The following is a 17,186-nucleotide window of genomic DNA, read 5'->3' on the forward strand; positions in this document are numbered from 1 at the left end:
CGCCCCTTGGTTCGATAAAATTATGGCGCGCTGACCATGCCTTGACTCTGCACTCATAATTCTTTATGATAGAGGCGTTTATTATCCGCGCCCTTCTTGCTGACGGAGAGTTTGGCCATGATGCTGTTGAGACGAATCCTTTTCATCCTCTTTTGCCTGGCGTATGTGATTTTCTGTCCCCTCATTATCCTGAACACTCTGGGGATCGTCATATCCCCGCAGCACCGACAGAACATCGTCAAGACCGGGTTGGTCTACCTTTCCACCCTCCCGCCCGGAGCCCGGGTCTATCTGAGCCGGTACCGTTATCCCCAGAAAACACCAACCATGATCCGCAATCTCCCCCCGGGCCAGTATTCCCTGAAAGTCGAACTGAAAAATTACCGCCCCTGGCAAAAGATCGTCTCCGTGGAAAAAGAGAAAGCGACCGTCCTGGAAAACATCATCCTCATCCCCGAGCGCTGGGACGCCCGGTTACTGGATCTGCGGGCCTTTGAGACGCTGCTTCCCGTTGCCAATGGATCCTTGTTCCTTATAAGACAGGGCCCCCTGCTCAAAGACTGCACCATTTTCCGCGCGACAAGCGGCAAGCCCGAGCCGGCCATGCCGCCCCAGGCGGGCGTCCCGGACGGGACCGCCCTGATCCCGCTGACCGTTTCCCACTCCCCCTACGGCGACGCCAAGATCCTGTCTCTTGTGACAGCCCGGGACAGTTCCTGCCTCCTGGCCCATGCCGTCTATAAAGGGCAGGAACACTTTCTCTGGTTTGATCTCAAACCCAAACCGCCGGTCATGAGGGATGTCTCGAATTTATTCCTCCAAAAACCCGATGGGATATCCTGGGATCCGGAAGATCCCCAAAATATCTTTCTCAGCGAGGGATCCATCTTGCACCGCTTGGATATCAGCACCAGCGCGGTCTTTCCAAAGCTTGCGGAAGGGATCCGGGGATTCGGCCTCTTCCGGCAGAGGATCTACGCCCTGACCGAGAACAACGAATTCATCAAGATGGATTTCGAGGGCACGGCTCAGGACATCATCCTCCGGGACACCCGGCCGGTCTTCGGGGACATCGAGAAAGATGTCCGGTTTGACATCCATGTCCTTGCCGACGACGTCATCGTCATGCTCGGGGAAAAAGGAGAGCTCCTTTCCAACCGCCTCCCTTACCGGCTGGAAGAAACCGGTGTCCGGGGCTTCGCGTTTGACGCCCCCACCAAACGGCTGGCGTTCTGGACCGACCGCAAGATCGGACTTGTCGAATTTTCCAGGCCCTCCGCGGAAAAACTTTTCGACAAGGAGCTGTGGGTGACGTGGCTGGAGATCAACGGCAAAAACATCGAACAGGCGTTCTGGGTCAACAGGGGAGATTATCTCTTGTACCGCGACCAGGACAAAATTTTTCTTCGCGAGATCAAGACCTCGGGAGCGCCGCTGACCCAGGAACTGTTGACGGTCAAAAGGAACAGCGCCGTCGTCTTTTCCGAAACCAACGGACGGCTTTATTATCTCGACGACCGTGACCACACGCTCATGAGCATCCAGCTTGTGCCCCCTTACGAGCTGTTTTCCTTTCCCCGTTCCGGAGAAAAAAATCACGGGGCCGGGACAGAGCCCCTTCCGGAGGAAGGGCCATGACCTTTGCCTACTCCCGCAGAAACCTGTCCGGCCGGCAAGCCGCCCTCCAGCGGGCCCTGGAAATCCTGCCCGGATTGACAAGCTGGATGATCCTGGTCGGAATGACCATCCTCTCCATTTCCTGGCCTCTCACCGCGGCCATCCTGATCATCGCCTTCGATTTTTACTGGTTTCTGCGCCTGATTTACATGACGATTTTTCTGGTGCTGTCCTATGCGAGGCTCATCATCGAAAGCCGGACCCCCTGGGTGGAACGCGTCCACGCCGTTGACGCGCTGATCAAAAACGGCCGTCCTCCTTCCCTGGGAAACGGCGGGCCGAAGAGATTCATTTCCCGCCACTTTTACCGCAAAGACCTGAAAACCCTGCGGACAACGGGGGACCTCCCGGCGCTGTCGAGGGACATCTTCCACGTCGTGATCATTCCCGTTTCCAAAGAGCCCCGGGGCATCTATGAGTCCGGGATCCGCAGTCTCGCGTCCCAGGATTTTCCGCCGAAGCAGCTGATCGTTGTCCTGGCCGTGGAAGAACGGGCCACAGAACAAGTCCGGAAAGACACCCAGGCCGTGGCAAACCAATACCGGGAAGAATTCTTTGACATGATGATGGTCCTCCATCCCGATGGCATTCCGGGAGAGGCCAGGGTCAAAGGCGCTAATGTCACCTGCGCCGCCCGCCGGGTCACGGAATATCTCCGGGATAAAAAGATCCCGCTGGAAAACGTCCTGGTCTCCTGCTTTGACGCCGACACCATCGTCCCACCCAATTATTTCGCGTGCCTGACCTACCATTTCATGGTGACGCCCCGGCGGACCCAGGCCAGCTTTCAGCCGATCCCCGTCTATCATAACAACATCTGGGATGTCCCCGGCTTCGCGCGCGTCATGGAGTCCGGCTCATCGTTCTTCCAGCTCATCGAAGCCACAAACCCGGAAAGACTCGTCACCTTTTCCAGCCACAGCATGAGTTTCAAGGCGCTGGTCGACGTCGGATACTGGCCGGTGGACATGATCTCGGACGACTCGGCGATCTTCTGGAAGGCCTATATCCACTTCAACGGACACTACAAGGCGGTGCCCATGTATATCACCCTCTCCATGGACGTCGTGGCGGCCGCCAACTGGTGGAAAACCGCCCGGGGCATTTACAAGCAAAAAAGGCGGTGGGCCTGGGGAGTGGAGAACTTTCCGATCGTCCTGCGCGCCTTCCTGCAAGCGAGGGAGATCCCCCTGGTCAACAGGATCAAGCACAGCGTCAAGCTCTTCGAAGGCCACGTGTCCTGGGCCACATGGGGATTTCTGCTTTCATTCATCGGCTGGCTGCCCATCATTTTCGGCAGGGGCGAATTCGCCAAATCAGTAATGTATTACAACGCCCCGCAGGTGGCCGGGACGATCTTCAATCTGGCGACCCTGTCCCTCCTGATTTCCATCGTCCTCAGCGTGCTGTTGATGCCCAAGAGCAAAAGAAAATATTCCTGGAAGATGAAACTGATCCACTCCCTGGAATGGCTGTCCGTTCCAATCATCCTCGTGTTCCTGAACGCCCTGCCGGCGCTGGACGCCCAGACGCGGATGATGATGGGGCGCCCCATGGAATTCTGGGTGGCGGACAAACGTCGGAAACAGGAGACGCAAACGCCATGAGACTTCCCGTTTCCAAAGAGACCTTGAGCTTCCTGACGCTGACCGCGCTCGCCCTGCTGGTCCTGTTCCGGTTTGTCAACCTCGAGCCACAGGTCGACGACAAATTCTTTTTCTCGAGCGACGACCCCCAGTTCCAGTCGGAGAAGATGATCTCCCGGTTGTTTCCCAGGACGGATTCCCAGATCATTATCAGCGCCAAGGGGGACATTTTTTCAACGGGTTACCTCCACCGCGTCGAACAGCTAAGCCAGGCGCTGCTCACCATTCCCCAGGTCACCAGCCTCAAAAGCCTCGCCTATGGGCCCAACGGCGTTCAGGAAGCCCTCAAAAGCCCGCTGTGGCGGCGGCTCCTCATATCGGAGGACCAGCGGTCCAGCAATCTGATCGTCATGGTGGACGAAACATCCCCGAAAGACTACATTCCCCTGGTCGAGGAAATCGCGAGGACGTTCTCCACCGAAGATTTTCAAGTCCAGATTTCCGGGTTTCCCTACATCGCGGAACTGATCCGGCGCTACCTCCTGCACGATTTGCGGATGTTCACCCTGATCGCGCTCGTTTCCTTCGGGATCGTCATCAGCCTCATCTTCCGCTCCCGGATCATCCTGACCGGCACGATCATATCGGCTCTGATGACCTGCGTGCTCACGCTGGTGCTGACCGACCTTTTACAGATCCGCATCGGGATCCTCACGGCCAACCTCGCCACAATCGTTTTTGTGCTGACGATCTCGCACATTGTTTTCCTGACAAACAATTGGCAGCATATCGAGGACAGCGACCCGAAGTCGGCCGTGAACAAGGCCGTCAGATGGACGTTCCACGCCTCGTTCTGGTGCATGGTCACGACATTATTGGGGTTCTTAAGCCTTCTCCTGGTCCCGGCCAAACCGCTGCGCGAACTGGGGATCTCCGGTGCCCTGGGGACCCTCGTGGCGATCATGAGCGCCTACGGCGTGTATCCGTCGTTCCTCCGTCTTGTGTCCACGCAGAACCACCAGAAACCCGGGCTCCAAAGATCGGGTTTCGGACCGTCCTCCTTCGCTCTTTTCAACCGTTACGAAAAAATTTTTGTTTTCCTGTTAATAGGGCTGTGCGTCATTTCGGTCCCGGGGCTTAGGAAAATCAAGACCGACCCCAGTCTTCTCTCGTATTTTTCTCCCAAAAGCGAAATCCACCAGGGATTACTCTATATCGACCGCAACGGCGGAAGCAGCCCCGCCATCATTGTGCTGAGGGCGTCCAACGGCGAAAAATTGAACAGCAGCCGCGCTTATCAACAATTATGGGACCTTCAGACGGACCTGGAACGGCATCCGGCGGTGGGGACCATCGTCTCTCTGCCGGTCATCATGGCCGAGGCCAAGCGGGCGCCGTTCGCCTTCTTCCTGTCCTGGGAATGGCTGCTCAATATCCTGGAACAGCCGAACTTCGGCCGGATCGCCAACAGTTTTGTCACGCAGGACCGGCAATACGGATTGTTCCTGCTAAGGATGAAGGAGACCGGGCGAAAAACGTCCCGGCTTGATGTGGTCGAGGAACTCAAAGACATCGTGTCGCTGCACGGGTTTGTGCCGGAACTCTCGGGCGGGGTCTACATCCTGCAGGGGCGCTTGGCCCAGCTGGTCGCTTCAAGCCTGGTCTATGGGCTGGGGAACCTGCTGCTGATCTTCACGGTGATCGGGCTCATCATCTCGCGGTCCATCAAACTGACCCTGGCCATCACAGCCAGTGTCGGGGCCATCGCGCTGAGCATCCTGGGAACCATGGGAAATCTGAAAATCCCTTTTGACGTCATCGCCGCGCCGGCCGCCAACATCGCGATCGGCATGGGCATCGACTCCATGATCCATTCCGTAATGAATTTCCGGCGTTTCCGGAAAGAAAGCCAAAACAATACCGCGGCTTGGCTGAAAACACGCCAGCATCTGTGGAAAGCGATCCTGGGCTCGATGCTGATTATCGCGATGGGCTTCGGGATCTTCTGCTTTTCGACTTTTCCCCCCACCCAGCGGTTCGGCGCCGCCGTCGTTTACGGCACGGTCATCGCCGCGCTGACCGCGATCTTTTTCATGCCTTTCCTGACGAATCTTGGGCTCAGGAAAAAATAGACCTCTTCCGCAGCGCAGGATATTGCCCCGACTGCCCTGACCGCTTTGCAGGGGAAGGCGGCTGGGGCCTGCGATGCTTGGGCCCAGATGGGCCAAACCATCCTGAACGAAACGAGTGGGTTCGTCCGACAAATTTACGTTCGCCCCGGCTCCGCAAATTTGGGACTCATTAGAAAATCTTATTAGCGAGAATCCCCCAAAGGATGATCTGGGGAACCGTAATGATGGGAAGCCAGATGGCTGTCCTGCGGCCGACATTGTGCCACAACAGGCCGATCTCCGTGTAGTCCGTCGCGACCCCGGCCATCAAAAAAACAAAGCTGTTGCCCAAAGCCCCTGTCTGGCGGTAGATCTCGAAAGCCAGCGGCGCGGTCCCTTCCGAACAAACCTCCAAGACCGTGGCCAAGCCCAGGGTCACCGTCATCCCGAGAACTCCTGGCCCCATGTATTGCTGAAAAACATGAGCCGGAATATACGCCCCGGCCAAGCTCGCGAGGCCCATGCCGATCAATATCCACCACAGGACCATCTCTCCCAACGCCCAGGCCCCTCGCATGACGCCGCGGACATCGCTGATGAACTGGGCCCCCGTCAACCGGTAAACGCTTGCGCGGCGCGAAAAATCCTCCCCGATCGAAAACGCGCTGTCGTACTCCAGCGTGTTCGGGTTCCTGTCCACCCCGTTTTTCGATTCCAAAAACTGAAAGATCATGCCCGTCGTCAGGGCCACGGCCACCGCCGCAAAAATGATATACAGCGATTTTACCACGCCGAAAAATCCGATCAAGATCAGGGTCAGGGGCAGATTGGCCCATGGGCTGGCCAGCAAAAAAGCCACCACCGCCGGAGTGGACGCGCCTTTTTTATAAAGCTGGATGGACAGGGCCAAAATCCCGTGACAGCAGGCGCTGGCCAGGAACCCCAAACCGACGGCGTAAAAAATCGTCCGCCGTTTTCGCCGGGCCAGGACTTGCGAAATATACTGCTTCGGGACGAAATGCTCAAGCATCCCTCCGAGGACCAGCCCCAAAAGCACGGCCCACCAGATGGTCCGCAGATACATGTACAGGTTGTGCCGGAAAGGCTCGAGGAAGGGGAGAAGATAAGACAAACCGCACAACACGGCCAAGACGCATGCGACAATAAGCGCCCTGGAATACACCGGGCCCGCGGAGGCCGGACGGCAGCAAGAAGGATGGCCTGCGGCCTGTGGATCTGTCGGGGGAAGGGTCTCTACCATTTTTTAAAAACAAAAAATACGGCCAGAATGATCAGGGCGAACCCAACAAAATAATTCCACTTGAGTTCTTCCTTCAGATAGGCCACAGAAAAGACGCAGAAGACGATCAGGGTTATCACTTCCTGGATGGTTTTAAGCTGGGCCGCGGGGAAATGGGCGTGGCCGATGCGGTTGGCCGGAACCTGAAAACAGTATTCCGCAAACGCGATCAGCCAGCTGATCAAAATGACCTTGAACAGCGGTGATGACTTGAACTTCAGGTGCCCGTACCAGGCAAAGGTCATAAAAATATTAGAAACGGTTAATAACGCGATGGTCTTCATGGAACAACGGCATCCTTTCTGTTCAGTCTGAAACGACGGGGTTCATAAAGTTATCGCCATACCACATCGCCCCTCGGTTTCAATGGACGACGCCCACTCCGTACTCATAAACCATGCGCCCGCCGAAATAGCCGGTCGCCACCGCGGCCGCGGCTGCGGCCAGGACCAAAAACACAAAAACAACGCGGAAAATCGGTCTGCGGTTACGATTCAGCCACCAGAGGACCGCAAGCCCGCCGATCCCGATCCCGGTGGTCAAAAACCCCAACCGTTCGTGTTTTTCCAATAATGGATGCTTCAGATGCAGCCGCTCCTCTTCCCCCAGTCCCGTAAAAACGGCGGCCGGCGCTGTCAGGGCCCCCAGGATGAACAGATGCACGGCTGTCCGATGCCAGGCATCGCTCTTAAAAATCCGGGAACCGATTTCAACACCCGCCGCCGCCACAAACAGAGCGATCGGGAAATGGACGGCGACCGGATGAATCGTCATCGGCATGTCCATGACAGGATCTCCTTACTTGTTGCCCTTGAGTTCTTCGTTGACCTTCTCGATGTACTTCTCAGGGTCCTTCTGGAAATCCGTAAGGCACATCTTGCAACAGAAGTTGTAGACCTTCCCCTGGTGTTCGTACTTGACCGGGTCCCCCATCCCCCCGATTTTATGCCCGCTCACCGGACAGATTTTGTTGCCGACGTCCACGGCTGCGGACGGGACCGCAGGGGCCTCTTCCGCCGCCGCTGCGCCGTGATCGTGGCCGACGTGCTCCCCCTCCTCAGCCAGGGCCAAAGACGGCACGGCCAGGACGGCCAACAGGGCCATCATCATGAGTGCGTTTTTCATCTGTACTCCTCCTTCGTGTTTGTTCGGATTTGTTTTACTTCTTCAAAGAATTCTTATACATCTCGCAGGTCACGCAATACCCCTGCCAGGCGGACACCAGAAACAAGGCGCCCAGTACCATCACGACCCATTTCCCCCAACTCACAAACGCGGCCAGGATCATGATAACTCCAAAAACCGTGCGGGTGAATCGTTCCTCGGGCTTCATGTTGTTGATGCGTCCCATAGAAAACCCCTCCGTTTCTTAAGTGGCCGCAGTCTTCCCGATCCACGCGGCTTTTCCCTCTTTCATCTCGAAATGCCATTTCCAGATGAAATAGACCACAGGATAAACCAGCAGTTCCAGGGCAAATGACGTAACCAGTCCTCCCACCATGGGTGCCGCGACCCGTTTCATCATGTCCGCGCCCGTGCCGGTGGCCCACATGATCGGCAAAAGACCCATGAAGGCCGCCATGACCGTCATCATCTTCGGCCGCACGCGCTTGACCGCGCCGTGGACGATGGCCTCTTCCAGGTCCACGATGGTGCGCATCCGGCCTTTCCTCACGGCATCCTGGTAGGAAAGGTCCAAAAACAGCAGCATGAAGACACCGGTTTCGGCGTCCAGTCCCATCAGGGCGATCATCCCGACCCATACGGCGATCGAAATATTATACCCCAGAATCCACAACAGCCACACAGCGCCGATCAAAGAAAACGGCACAGCCAGAAGGACAATGCCGGTCTTGACGACGGATCGGGTGTTGAAATACAGCAACAGGCAAATGATGAACAGCGTCAGAGGAATCACGACCTTCAGCCGTTCCTTGACGCGGATCATGTTCTCAAACTGACCGCTCCAGATCAGGCCGTAGCCTTCCGGGAGTTTCAGCTCCTTGCCCACCTTCTGCTTGGCTTCGGCCACATACCCGCCGATGTCCCGGCCGGTGATGTCCACAAAGACATACCCGGCGAGAAGCCCGTTCTCGTTGCGGATCATGGCCGGCCCCGAACGCAGGACGATGTCGGCGACCTGTGCGAGCGGGATATGCTGGCCCGAAGGCGTTGGGACCAGGACGCGTTTGAGTTTTTCCATATCGTTGCGCATCTCCCGCGGGTACCGGACGCTGACCGGATACCGCTCCCGGCCTTCCACGGTCGTGGTGATCTCCTCCCCGCCGATGGCGGACACGATCACCATCTGCGCGTCGTCCACGGAGAGCCCATAACGGGCCAATTCTTCCCGCTTCAGGTCAAAATCCAGGAAGTACCCTCCGGCGACACGCTCGGCGTAAGCACTGCGCGTACCCGGGATCTTTTTCAGGATCGTCTCAACTTGCATCCCCAGCTCTTCGATCTTCTTGATGTCGTCCCCCAGGATCTTGATGCCGATGGGCGTGCGGACGCCCGTCGAAAGCATGTCGATCCTGTTCTTGATCGGCATGGTCCAGGCGTTGCTTGTGCCCGGGATCTTGAGCGCCCTGTCCATTTCATTGATCAGGTCCTCACGCGCGATCCGGTCCCGCCAAACGGGGCGGAACGGCTTTTGCAGGATCTCCGGCATCCACGAATACCACCGGTTGACCTTGCGCCATTCGCTCTCGGGCTTGAGCAGGACAACCGTCTCCATCATGGAAAACGGCGCCGGGTCCGTCGAGCTTTCGATGCGCCCGGCCTTGCCGAACACCTTCTCCACTTCCGGGAACCCTTTCAGGATTTTGTCCTGGGTCTGCAGGAGTTTCTGCGCCTCGGTGACAGAGATCCCCGGCAGGGTCGTCGGCATGTACAAAAGATTCCCTTCCCAGAGCGGCGGCATGAATTCGCTGCCCAGCCGCAAATAAACAGGGATCGTGGTCAAAACAAGGATCAGCGCCGTGATGATCGTGGCTTTGCGCTTTTTCAAAACAAAGCGGCAGATGGGTTCATAAAACCGGAACAGCTGTTTGCTGATCGGATGTTTCTCCTCCGGATAATACGTCCCAACCATCAGCGCTGTCGCGGCCCTGGACGCCCACGGCCATTTCAATTTTATCGGGTCCATGCGCGTGAACAGCATCCGCATCGCAGGGTCGAGTGTCACGGCCAGGATGGCCGCGATGGCCATGGCCAAGTTCTTTGCCCAGGCGAGCGGCTTGAACAACCGGCCTTCCTGGTCCACCAGCGTAAAGATCGGCATGAACGCGACCGCGATCACCAGGAGAGAAAAGAACACCGAAGGCCCGACCTCCTTGAGGGCCTTGAGCCGGACCGTATGAAAATCGCCCTTCCTCCCGCCCTCGATCCACTGCTCGAGCCGTTTGTAGGCGTTCTCCACCTCCACGATCGCGCCGTCCACAAGGACACCGATGGAGATCGCGATGCCGGCGAGCGACATGATGTTCGACGTCAGGTGCATGCCATACAGCGGGATGAAGGACAACAGTACCGCGACAGGGATCGTGACAATGGGGATCACGGCTGACGGGAAATGCCACAAAAAAAGCAGGATGACCAGGCTGACAATGATCATTTCCTCGATCAACTGATGCTTGAGGGTATCGATCGCCTGCAGGATCAGCTCAGAGCGGTCATAGACCACGTCGACCTTCACGCCAGGAGGCAGAGACGGTTCAATGTCCTTGATCTTGGCCTTCACGCGCTTGATCACGCTCAAAGCGTTTTCACCGGACCGCATGATGACCGTGCCGCCCACGACATCCCCTTCGCCGTTATAATCCGAAAGCCCCCGGCGGATGTCCGGGCCGATCACCACGTTCGCAAGGTTCTTGACCAGGACCGGGGTGCCGTCGGGCTGGAGGTCCACCACGATCTGCTCCAGGTCACCGACCGACTTGGCATACCCGTGCCCGCGGACCATGTATTCGGCGCCGGAGAATTCCAGGAGCCGGCCGCCGGTCTCTTTATTGCCCTTGCGCACGGCCTCGATAACGCTTGTGATCGGGATGTTATAAGCCAGCAGTTTGTTGGGGTCCACCGTGATCTGGTATTGCTTCACGAACCCGCCGATGGAAGCGACTTCCGCGACGCCGGGCACGCTTTGCAGATGATAGCGCAGATACCAGTCCTGAAAACTACGGAGTTCCTGCAGGCTCTGCTTTCCAGACTTGTCGACCAGGGCATACTGGAACACCCAGCCCACACCCGTGGCGTCGGGGCCGAGCTCGGTCTTGACGCCTTCCGGAAGACGCGAGCTGATCTTGCTCAAATACTCCAGGGTTCGGCTGCGGGCCCAGTAGATGTCGGTCCCGTCCTTGAAGATCACGTAAACATAGGAGTACCCGAAATCCGAGAACCCCCGGATCGCCTTAACGTTGGGCGCGCCCAGCATGGCCGTGACGATCGGATACGTGACCTGGTCCTCGATGATATCGGGACTGCGGTCCCAGCGGGAGTAGATGATGACCTGCGTGTCGGAGAGGTCCGGGATGGCATCGAGCGGGATGTTTTTAACCGACCAGACCGCCCCGACCATCGCAGCCACAACGAGAAGGATGACGAGGAACTTGTTCCGCGCGGAGAACCCGATGATCTTCTCAACAAGACCCTCAGGTTTTTCGGCGCCGGGGTGAAAATCTTCCTGTGAGAGGTTGTTGTTCATCTCACTGCCCTCCGTGCCCGCTGTGCCCGGATGACCCCCCGGACTCGTCCCCACCTTCGGACGCCATGCCGTCCAAGGCCGCCTTCAGCCGGCTCTCGGAATCAATGAGAAAATTCCCACTCGTCACGACCGATTCCCCTTCCTGCAGGCCGCTCACCAGTTCGTAAACGTCTTCCGCCTTGACGCCGAGGACAACGTCCCTCGGCTCCAGGATACCGTCGCCCTTGTCCACAAACACGATCTTCTTGGAACCGGTGTCAAAAACCGCCTCGACGGGAACGGATAATTTTTCCCCGGCGTCGATCCGGATGAAAACATTCAGGTACATGTCCGGCTTCAGCTCGCCCCTGGGATCTTCGACCTCGGCGCGGATCCGGGTCGTGCGCGTATTTTCTTCCACCATCGGATCAATGGCGCGGATGCGCCCGGTGAACGCCTTCCCCGATAGGGACGCGGCCTCGACCACCAACTCCTGCCCGATCTTGATTAGCGGTAATTCATATTCATAAACCTTGGCGTAGACCCACACCGGCTCTCCCGGGGTGGCGTACAGCAAACTGTGCTCAGGGGTTTTCCAGGTCGAGATATCTTTAATCATGTCCTCGCTCAATCCCATGTGCTTGAGCCGGATGCGCGTGGACTCGGCCAGGCGTTCGGCCTGCTCCGCGACTTCCGGGATAGAGCTTTGTTGGGCGCGTTCCACCGAGGCCAGGGCCTGAATGTATTCGGCCTGGGCCTGGTACAATTCCGGATCATGGGCCACGGTCCCGACGGTCCGGATGGTTTTCACCAGATGCTTTTTTTCAACAGGCGACGTCCGGATCCCGATCAACTGCTGTTTCTGCGGCGTGAGCATGATGGCCGCGTAACCTTCGGGAATGGCCGCGCCCTCGTGGGAGGAAGAATCATCTTCCTCATAAACCGGAACCAGGTCCATCCCCATCGGGGATTTCCCGGGTTTGTCGGACTTATAACCGGGAATCATCGGATCGGTCCAATAAAGGATTTTGCGTTCCTTCTTCTCGTCGCTTTCGCCGATAACATGCGTCCCGCAGACCGGGCAGGTCACCTTCTCTCCCATCTTGGCCACGACCATCATCGGGCACGGCTTGCCGCCGTGGGCCTTATGGCAATTGTGCATGACACAGATATCCGCGGCGATCTTTTGGGCTTTCTGGGCGTCGGAGGGCGCTTCTGTCTCCTCGCGCTTGATGAGCTTCATGTAACAGATCGGGCAGTCGCCGGGCTTGTCGCTGGTCACCGCCGGATGCATGGGGCAGTAATACAGCGCTTTTTCCGCCGTCGCAGACGGTTTGCGCAACGCCTGCGGGACGAAGATCGCGCCGGCCGCCGCGGCGATGAGGATCAAAATCAGCCATTTATTTTTCAACATCAGATTTTCCTCCCTGGGTCGAAAGATCAACCCCAACGGCGCGTTCAATGGCCGCCAAATTTTTGACAGAATCGGCCAGGGCCTGGGCATAGGCCATCCTGGCGTTCAAATAGGAACGCTCGCTGTCGATCAGATTCAGGACGTCCGTGCGCCCGGACTCGTATCCGGCCTGGTCGGAACGGAACGCGAGCTCGGCCTGCGGCAAGAGCGCGGTTTCGTAAAGGTCCACGACCTGCAGCGACGCCGTCAACTGATAATAGGCGTTCTTGATTTCATAATCGGCGAGATTTCCGTTGAGGGCCAGCCGCGCCTCGTTGGCGCGCAGGTTCTCCCGGGCCTCACGCGTTGCAGCGTTGATCCGGTTTCTCCAGAGCGGAATCGTCACTTTCAGCGGGATCATCCAGGCGTCGCGGCCGTCCTCGGGATCGGATGTCATCCCCTCGCCGATCCGCGAATATTGAAAACCCACCGTGAAGTCCGGGGCGTTTTCCATCCCGGCCAGGGCTTTGGCATGGATTTCCCTGTCCTTCATGGCCTCCGCTTCCAGGATCTCCGGGCGGTTGGATTTCGACAAAACAATCAGATCATCCAAGGAGTGGGCCAACTGCGGGCGGACCGGCAAGGCCAGATGTTCCACCAGGGTCTTGGGGTCCCGGTTCAACAGGGCGTTGAGCAGTGACACCAGGATTTCGCGCTGCTGCCTGATGGTCAACAACTGCTTGAGGGCTTCAGAGACTTCGACCTGGGCCTTGGCCACGTCCCTCTGCTCCCCCTGCTGGCTGGCATAACGGGCCTGGGCCGCGGATTCAAATTTCCTTAAGAGCTCATAAACTTCTTCGGTGACCTGGAGGGTGTAATCCAGCGCTGCAAGATCGGCGTAGGCCTGGGTCACTTTCGCGGCCACTTCTCGTTCAGCCATCTTATAGCGCGCCTCGGCCGCCATGACCTCGGCCCTGGCCATTTTCCGTTTCTGGATGAGCTTCCCGGGGAACGGGATCATCTGCTCGAATTCGTACACCTCTTCCTGCGGCCCAAGGCGTGTTTCGAGCATACGCCCCATGACCGCCGTCCCGGCCGTTGGGTCCGGTAACGCGGACGATTGCGGAACGCGGAATTCTGCGGCTTTCCAATCATTGTAAGCCGCCTTGATCTCGGGATTATTGTCCCTGGCCGTTTGGAGAAATCCGACAAGGACATCCCCCCTCTGGCCAGTGGTAACCGCGTCTTGAGCCGAAGCCGGCCGCACTAAACCAGCCGCAAGGACAACGGTTAAAAGCCCTATTCGGATTATTCTTTTCATTGTGACATCCTTTTTCATTATAGAGAGAATTGCGTTCACTGCTACGTAAAAATGGGAAAAACACACAGAATCCCCTGCCAAAAGGGACTCCCCCATAAGGATGTCTTTGGATTAAATGCGGAAAACAGAATGGCGGATATACAGAGGAAGCAGCGACAGGTCTTCGGGAGGGCCTTGCGGAACCCCTCCGAAAAACCGGACATCAGACGAGGAGGCGTCAGACACCAGGACCAGCACCGCCGCGACAGAGCCGGGCCCCGACAAAGGGGCGCTCTGCTTCTGCGGCTCGGACTGGATGATCTTCGTGCACAGGCATTCGCCGTGGCCGTCTGTCTGACCGGCCTTCAAACCCGAATCCCCTGAAGACGCCGGCGACGAATGGCAGGAATGCCCGGCGCCCATGGCGGGAGACGCCATGGCTTGTTTCTCCAGGCAACAGCAGAGCAGCACCGCCAGAAGAAATGGAACCATCAGAACAGACACGATCATGGAACGATGATGACGCATAGATAGTTCAGTTGTATACCAAAGCACCGGGCTTGTCAAGCGGTACGTAAAACGGCCTATCGGACGCAGACTCGGTTCTTCCCTTCCCGCTTCGCTTCATACAGAGCGGTGTCGGCCTTGAGGATGAACTCAAACCGGTCCATGTTCTCATGGAAACTCGCCACACCGATGCTCAGAGTGATCTTCATTTTAAAGGCATATTCCTCGACCCTCCGTTTGAGCTTGTCGGCAACGACCTCGGCTTCCGAAAGGTCTGTTTCCGGCAGGATCACGACGAACTCATCCCCGGCATAACGGCAGGCGATGTCCACGTCCCGCAGATTTTCGTTGAGGATCTGCCCGAGCTGTTTGAGCAGGGCGTCGCCTTCCAGGTGGCCGAACGTGTCGTTATAAATCTTGAAATCATCCACATCCATCATCAAAAGACAAAGAGCCCCGCCGTACCGTTTCATCCGCCGGATTTCGTGGTCCAGGCTTTTGGCGAAATGGCGGTAGTTGTACATGTTCGTCAACGGATCCGTGATGGTGAGATATTTGAGTTCCTTGTAAAGTTTTGCGCTCTCCAGGGCCACGGCCACTTGCCGGGTGATCATGCAGAGGATCTTCAGGTCCAAGTCCGAGAACTCGGTCCCGTTGGGTTTCTTCTCCGCGACACTCAAGACCCCCATGATGTCATGCCCCAGCTTGATCGGCGCGCAAATGAAAGATTTGCTTTTATAGGACGGCCGGTTTTTCCTCAAAAACCGCTCGTCACTCTCGATGTCTGTCACCAGCACCGGCAGCCCCTGCTGAGCGACCTGCCCGGCCACGGACTCTCCCACCCGCAGCCGGTTGTTAAGGATGTGGCGCTCGTTCAGGCCGGTAAACCCCTTGATGCAAAGTTCCCGGGTCTTGTCGTCCAGGAGCATCAGGGAACACCGGTCCGCATCCAGGACCCTCACGGTCTTCTCAACCACAAAATCCACCAGACGGTCCAGATTGAGCGTGGCGTTCAGCCCCTCTTCAATGCTGAGAACCTCCTCGAGTTTCGTCTTCTCCAGGTCCAGCCGGTCATTGAGTTTTTTCAAGTCCTCCTGCGACCGGATCCTTTCGCTGATATCGTGGGCGATCACGGAAATCCCGGTGACGCTCCCGGAACAATCCTGGATCGGGGAAATCGTCAGGGAAACATTGAGCTGGCGGCCGCTCTTGTCCTGCCGCACCGTTTCAAGATTTTTCACGCGGTCCCCCTGTTTCAGTCGGGAAATCAGGTCATGGCATTCCTGTTGCTTGTGCTCCGGGGACAGGGTGTGCGCGGGCTTGCCGATGATCTCCTGAGCGCTATAACCGTAGATCTGCTCAGCCCCGCGGTTCCAACTGGTGATATTCCCTTCCAGGTTAACGCCGATGATGGCGTCATCCGAAGAGTCAACGATGGAAGCAAGGTATTGCCGGGTTTCTTCGGCCCTCCGTTTTTCCGTGATGTCTTCGCCGGAACTCAAGGTCCCGATGACTTGCCCGCCCTCATCCCGGACCAGGGTGTTCCTCCAGGCGATCAATCGCTCTTCGCCGAGACGGGTGACCACCGGGTTCTCGTAATACTCCAAATGGGGGACCTCTCCGGACAAAAATTGGTGAAAAACCTTGCGGGTTTCCGCCTGTATCGGCCCGGGAAGAAATGTGCCGAACCAGTCCTTGCCGAGAATCTCCTCTTCCGGATACCCCAGGACACCGAGGCCCTTTTTGTTGATCAGGGTCACTTCTCCGCGCGTATTGAGCGCAACCAAAAGAACACTGGCGATGTCCAGATACTGTTGGGCCCGGTCCCTCTCGCGCTTGACCGCCTCCCGGGCCTGCTTGCGCTGGGTGATGTCCCTTGCGATGCTGGAGATGCCGATAAGCTCACCGGCGCTGTTTTTTATGGGAGAAATGGTCAGGGAGACATCGATCATCCGACCGCTTTTTGTGCGGCGGACGGTTTCGTAATAGTTGATCCGCCGGCCCCATTTCAACAGATTGATCAGCTGAGGAGTTTCATCGCCGGTTCCCTCCGGGAGGAGGCCCCCTGAGGGTTTCCCCAGGATTTCTTCGGCAGTGTACCCGAATGTTTCAATCGCTCCCCTGTTCCATGTGGAGATCTTGCCGTCCAGAGTTTCCCCGATGATCGCGTCATCGGAAGAATCGACGATAGCGGCCAAAAAAGACTTCATGCCCAGCTGGCGCTTATGCTGTGCACCCCAGGCCAGCGCGCCCCAGATGGCGGTCAGGACAAAAAAACGGTTCAGCAAAAGATCGACAAGATTGTGATTTTGCGGCCAGGAAATGACCGTTCCGGCGACAAGGAAGGCTGAAACGGAACAGGCGGCGAACAACGGCAGACGGAGATTGGAGGATCCCACTGCGGTGAAAACAACCGCGAGATAAAGAATGCCCGGGATGATCCCTAACGGCGTGATGAGGTCGACCACAAAGATGAGGAAGACGGCCAGGGCCACCCAAGCCACGGCCAGTTTGTTCTTAAGACGCATCTCCCCCATGCTCATCCCCTGGTCGATGGTAGTGGGAAAAAACCCTAAATTAATTATATCACTTCCTCTTTAAAAGGAAAGTGGCGGCGGAAAATAAACC

The 17,186-nt window shown here is 57.3% G+C and carries 13 protein-coding genes; 3 read left to right on the forward strand and 10 right to left on the reverse strand.

Annotation, left to right across the window (positions count from 1 at the left end; genetic code table 11):
* The first annotated feature begins 117 nt into the window (after window positions 1-117).
* From Q8Q08_02245 to Q8Q08_02255, 3 genes are read left to right on the forward strand one after another with little or no spacing between them, the layout of a single operon-like run.
* A complete protein-coding gene (locus Q8Q08_02245; protein ID MDP2652831.1) occupies window positions 118-1,638 on the forward strand; it encodes a PEGA domain-containing protein in 1,521 nt (506 codons plus the stop codon).
* On the forward strand, window positions 1,635-3,284 hold the full coding sequence (locus Q8Q08_02250; protein ID MDP2652832.1) for a glycosyltransferase family 2 protein: 1,650 nt from the start codon (window positions 1,635-1,637) through the stop codon (window positions 3,282-3,284). Before Q8Q08_02245 ends, Q8Q08_02250 begins: the two co-directional genes overlap by 4 nt.
* Entirely contained in the window at window positions 3,281-5,395 is a 2,115-nt protein-coding gene (locus tag Q8Q08_02255; GenBank protein ID MDP2652833.1) for an MMPL family transporter, read from the forward strand. Before Q8Q08_02250 ends, Q8Q08_02255 begins: the two co-directional genes overlap by 4 nt.
* Before the next feature lie 169 nt (window positions 5,396-5,564).
* Here Q8Q08_02255 and Q8Q08_02260 read toward each other — a convergent pair whose 3' ends face one another.
* The 10 genes from Q8Q08_02260 to Q8Q08_02305 form a co-directional block, all read right to left on the reverse strand.
* A complete protein-coding gene (locus tag Q8Q08_02260) occupies window positions 5,565-6,458 on the reverse strand; it encodes a permease (protein ID MDP2652834.1) in 894 nt (297 codons plus the stop codon).
* A 170-nt stretch (window positions 6,459-6,628) separates the two neighbouring features.
* Entirely contained in the window at window positions 6,629-6,958 is a 330-nt protein-coding gene (locus Q8Q08_02265) for a DMT family protein (protein MDP2652835.1), read from the reverse strand.
* A 79-nt stretch (window positions 6,959-7,037) separates the two neighbouring features.
* The gene (locus tag Q8Q08_02270; protein MDP2652836.1) at window positions 7,038-7,460 is read right to left on the reverse strand and encodes a hypothetical protein; all 423 of its coding nucleotides are present in this window, start codon (window positions 7,458-7,460) and stop codon (window positions 7,038-7,040) included.
* Window positions 7,461-7,472: 12 nt separating this feature from the next.
* Entirely contained in the window at window positions 7,473-7,799 is a 327-nt protein-coding gene (locus Q8Q08_02275; GenBank protein MDP2652837.1) for a YHS domain-containing protein, read from the reverse strand.
* Between the two features lie 34 nt (window positions 7,800-7,833).
* On the reverse strand, window positions 7,834-8,025 hold the full coding sequence (locus tag Q8Q08_02280; GenBank protein ID MDP2652838.1) for a DUF2892 domain-containing protein: 192 nt from the start codon (window positions 8,023-8,025) through the stop codon (window positions 7,834-7,836).
* An 18-nt stretch (window positions 8,026-8,043) separates the two neighbouring features.
* On the reverse strand, window positions 8,044-11,379 hold the full coding sequence (locus tag Q8Q08_02285; protein MDP2652839.1) for an efflux RND transporter permease subunit: 3,336 nt from the start codon (window positions 11,377-11,379) through the stop codon (window positions 8,044-8,046).
* Window position 11,380: 1 nt separating this feature from the next.
* Window positions 11,381-12,772: an efflux RND transporter periplasmic adaptor subunit gene (locus Q8Q08_02290; protein ID MDP2652840.1), complete on the reverse strand. Its 1,392-nt coding sequence runs from the start codon at window positions 12,770-12,772 to the stop codon at window positions 11,381-11,383.
* Complete coding sequence (locus tag Q8Q08_02295; protein MDP2652841.1) at window positions 12,759-14,072, reverse strand: TolC family protein; 1,314 nt, start codon at window positions 14,070-14,072, stop codon at window positions 12,759-12,761. The genes Q8Q08_02290 and Q8Q08_02295 overlap by 14 nt, the downstream gene beginning before the upstream one ends.
* Before the next feature lie 111 nt (window positions 14,073-14,183).
* Window positions 14,184-14,579: a hypothetical protein gene (locus Q8Q08_02300; GenBank protein MDP2652842.1), complete on the reverse strand. Its 396-nt coding sequence runs from the start codon at window positions 14,577-14,579 to the stop codon at window positions 14,184-14,186.
* Window positions 14,580-14,635: 56 nt separating this feature from the next.
* Window positions 14,636-17,095: a PAS domain S-box protein gene (locus tag Q8Q08_02305; GenBank protein MDP2652843.1), complete on the reverse strand. Its 2,460-nt coding sequence runs from the start codon at window positions 17,093-17,095 to the stop codon at window positions 14,636-14,638.
* Window positions 17,096-17,186 lie beyond the last annotated feature (91 nt).

Source organism: Candidatus Omnitrophota bacterium, assembly GCA_030688425.1.
Taxonomy (GTDB): domain Bacteria; phylum Omnitrophota; class Gorgyraeia; order Zapsychrales; family JANLHA01; genus JAUYIB01.

Bases quoted from the DNA above. Each gene is read 5' to 3' on its own strand.
- Q8Q08_02250 (MDP2652832.1), top strand. From the start codon at position 1,635: ATGACCTTTGCCTACTCCCGCAGAAACCTGTCCGGCCGGCAAGCCGCC.
- Q8Q08_02300 (MDP2652842.1), bottom strand. From the start codon at position 14,579: ATGCGTCATCATCGTTCCATGATCGTGTCTGTTCTGATGGTTCCATTT.
- Q8Q08_02285 (MDP2652839.1), bottom strand. From the start codon at position 11,379: ATGAACAACAACCTCTCACAGGAAGATTTTCACCCCGGCGCCGAAAAA.
- Q8Q08_02275 (MDP2652837.1), bottom strand. From the start codon at position 7,799: ATGAAAAACGCACTCATGATGATGGCCCTGTTGGCCGTCCTGGCCGTG.
- Q8Q08_02245 (MDP2652831.1), top strand. From the start codon at position 118: ATGATGCTGTTGAGACGAATCCTTTTCATCCTCTTTTGCCTGGCGTAT.
- Q8Q08_02290 (MDP2652840.1), bottom strand. From the start codon at position 12,772: ATGTTGAAAAATAAATGGCTGATTTTGATCCTCATCGCCGCGGCGGCC.
- Q8Q08_02265 (MDP2652835.1), bottom strand. From the start codon at position 6,958: ATGAAGACCATCGCGTTATTAACCGTTTCTAATATTTTTATGACCTTT.
- Q8Q08_02280 (MDP2652838.1), bottom strand. From the start codon at position 8,025: ATGGGACGCATCAACAACATGAAGCCCGAGGAACGATTCACCCGCACG.
- Q8Q08_02270 (MDP2652836.1), bottom strand. From the start codon at position 7,460: ATGGACATGCCGATGACGATTCATCCGGTCGCCGTCCATTTCCCGATC.
- Q8Q08_02305 (MDP2652843.1), bottom strand. From the start codon at position 17,095: ATGGGGGAGATGCGTCTTAAGAACAAACTGGCCGTGGCTTGGGTGGCC.
- Q8Q08_02260 (MDP2652834.1), bottom strand. From the start codon at position 6,458: ATGTATCTGCGGACCATCTGGTGGGCCGTGCTTTTGGGGCTGGTCCTC.
- Q8Q08_02255 (MDP2652833.1), top strand. From the start codon at position 3,281: ATGAGACTTCCCGTTTCCAAAGAGACCTTGAGCTTCCTGACGCTGACC.
- Q8Q08_02295 (MDP2652841.1), bottom strand. From the start codon at position 14,072: ATGAAAAGAATAATCCGAATAGGGCTTTTAACCGTTGTCCTTGCGGCT.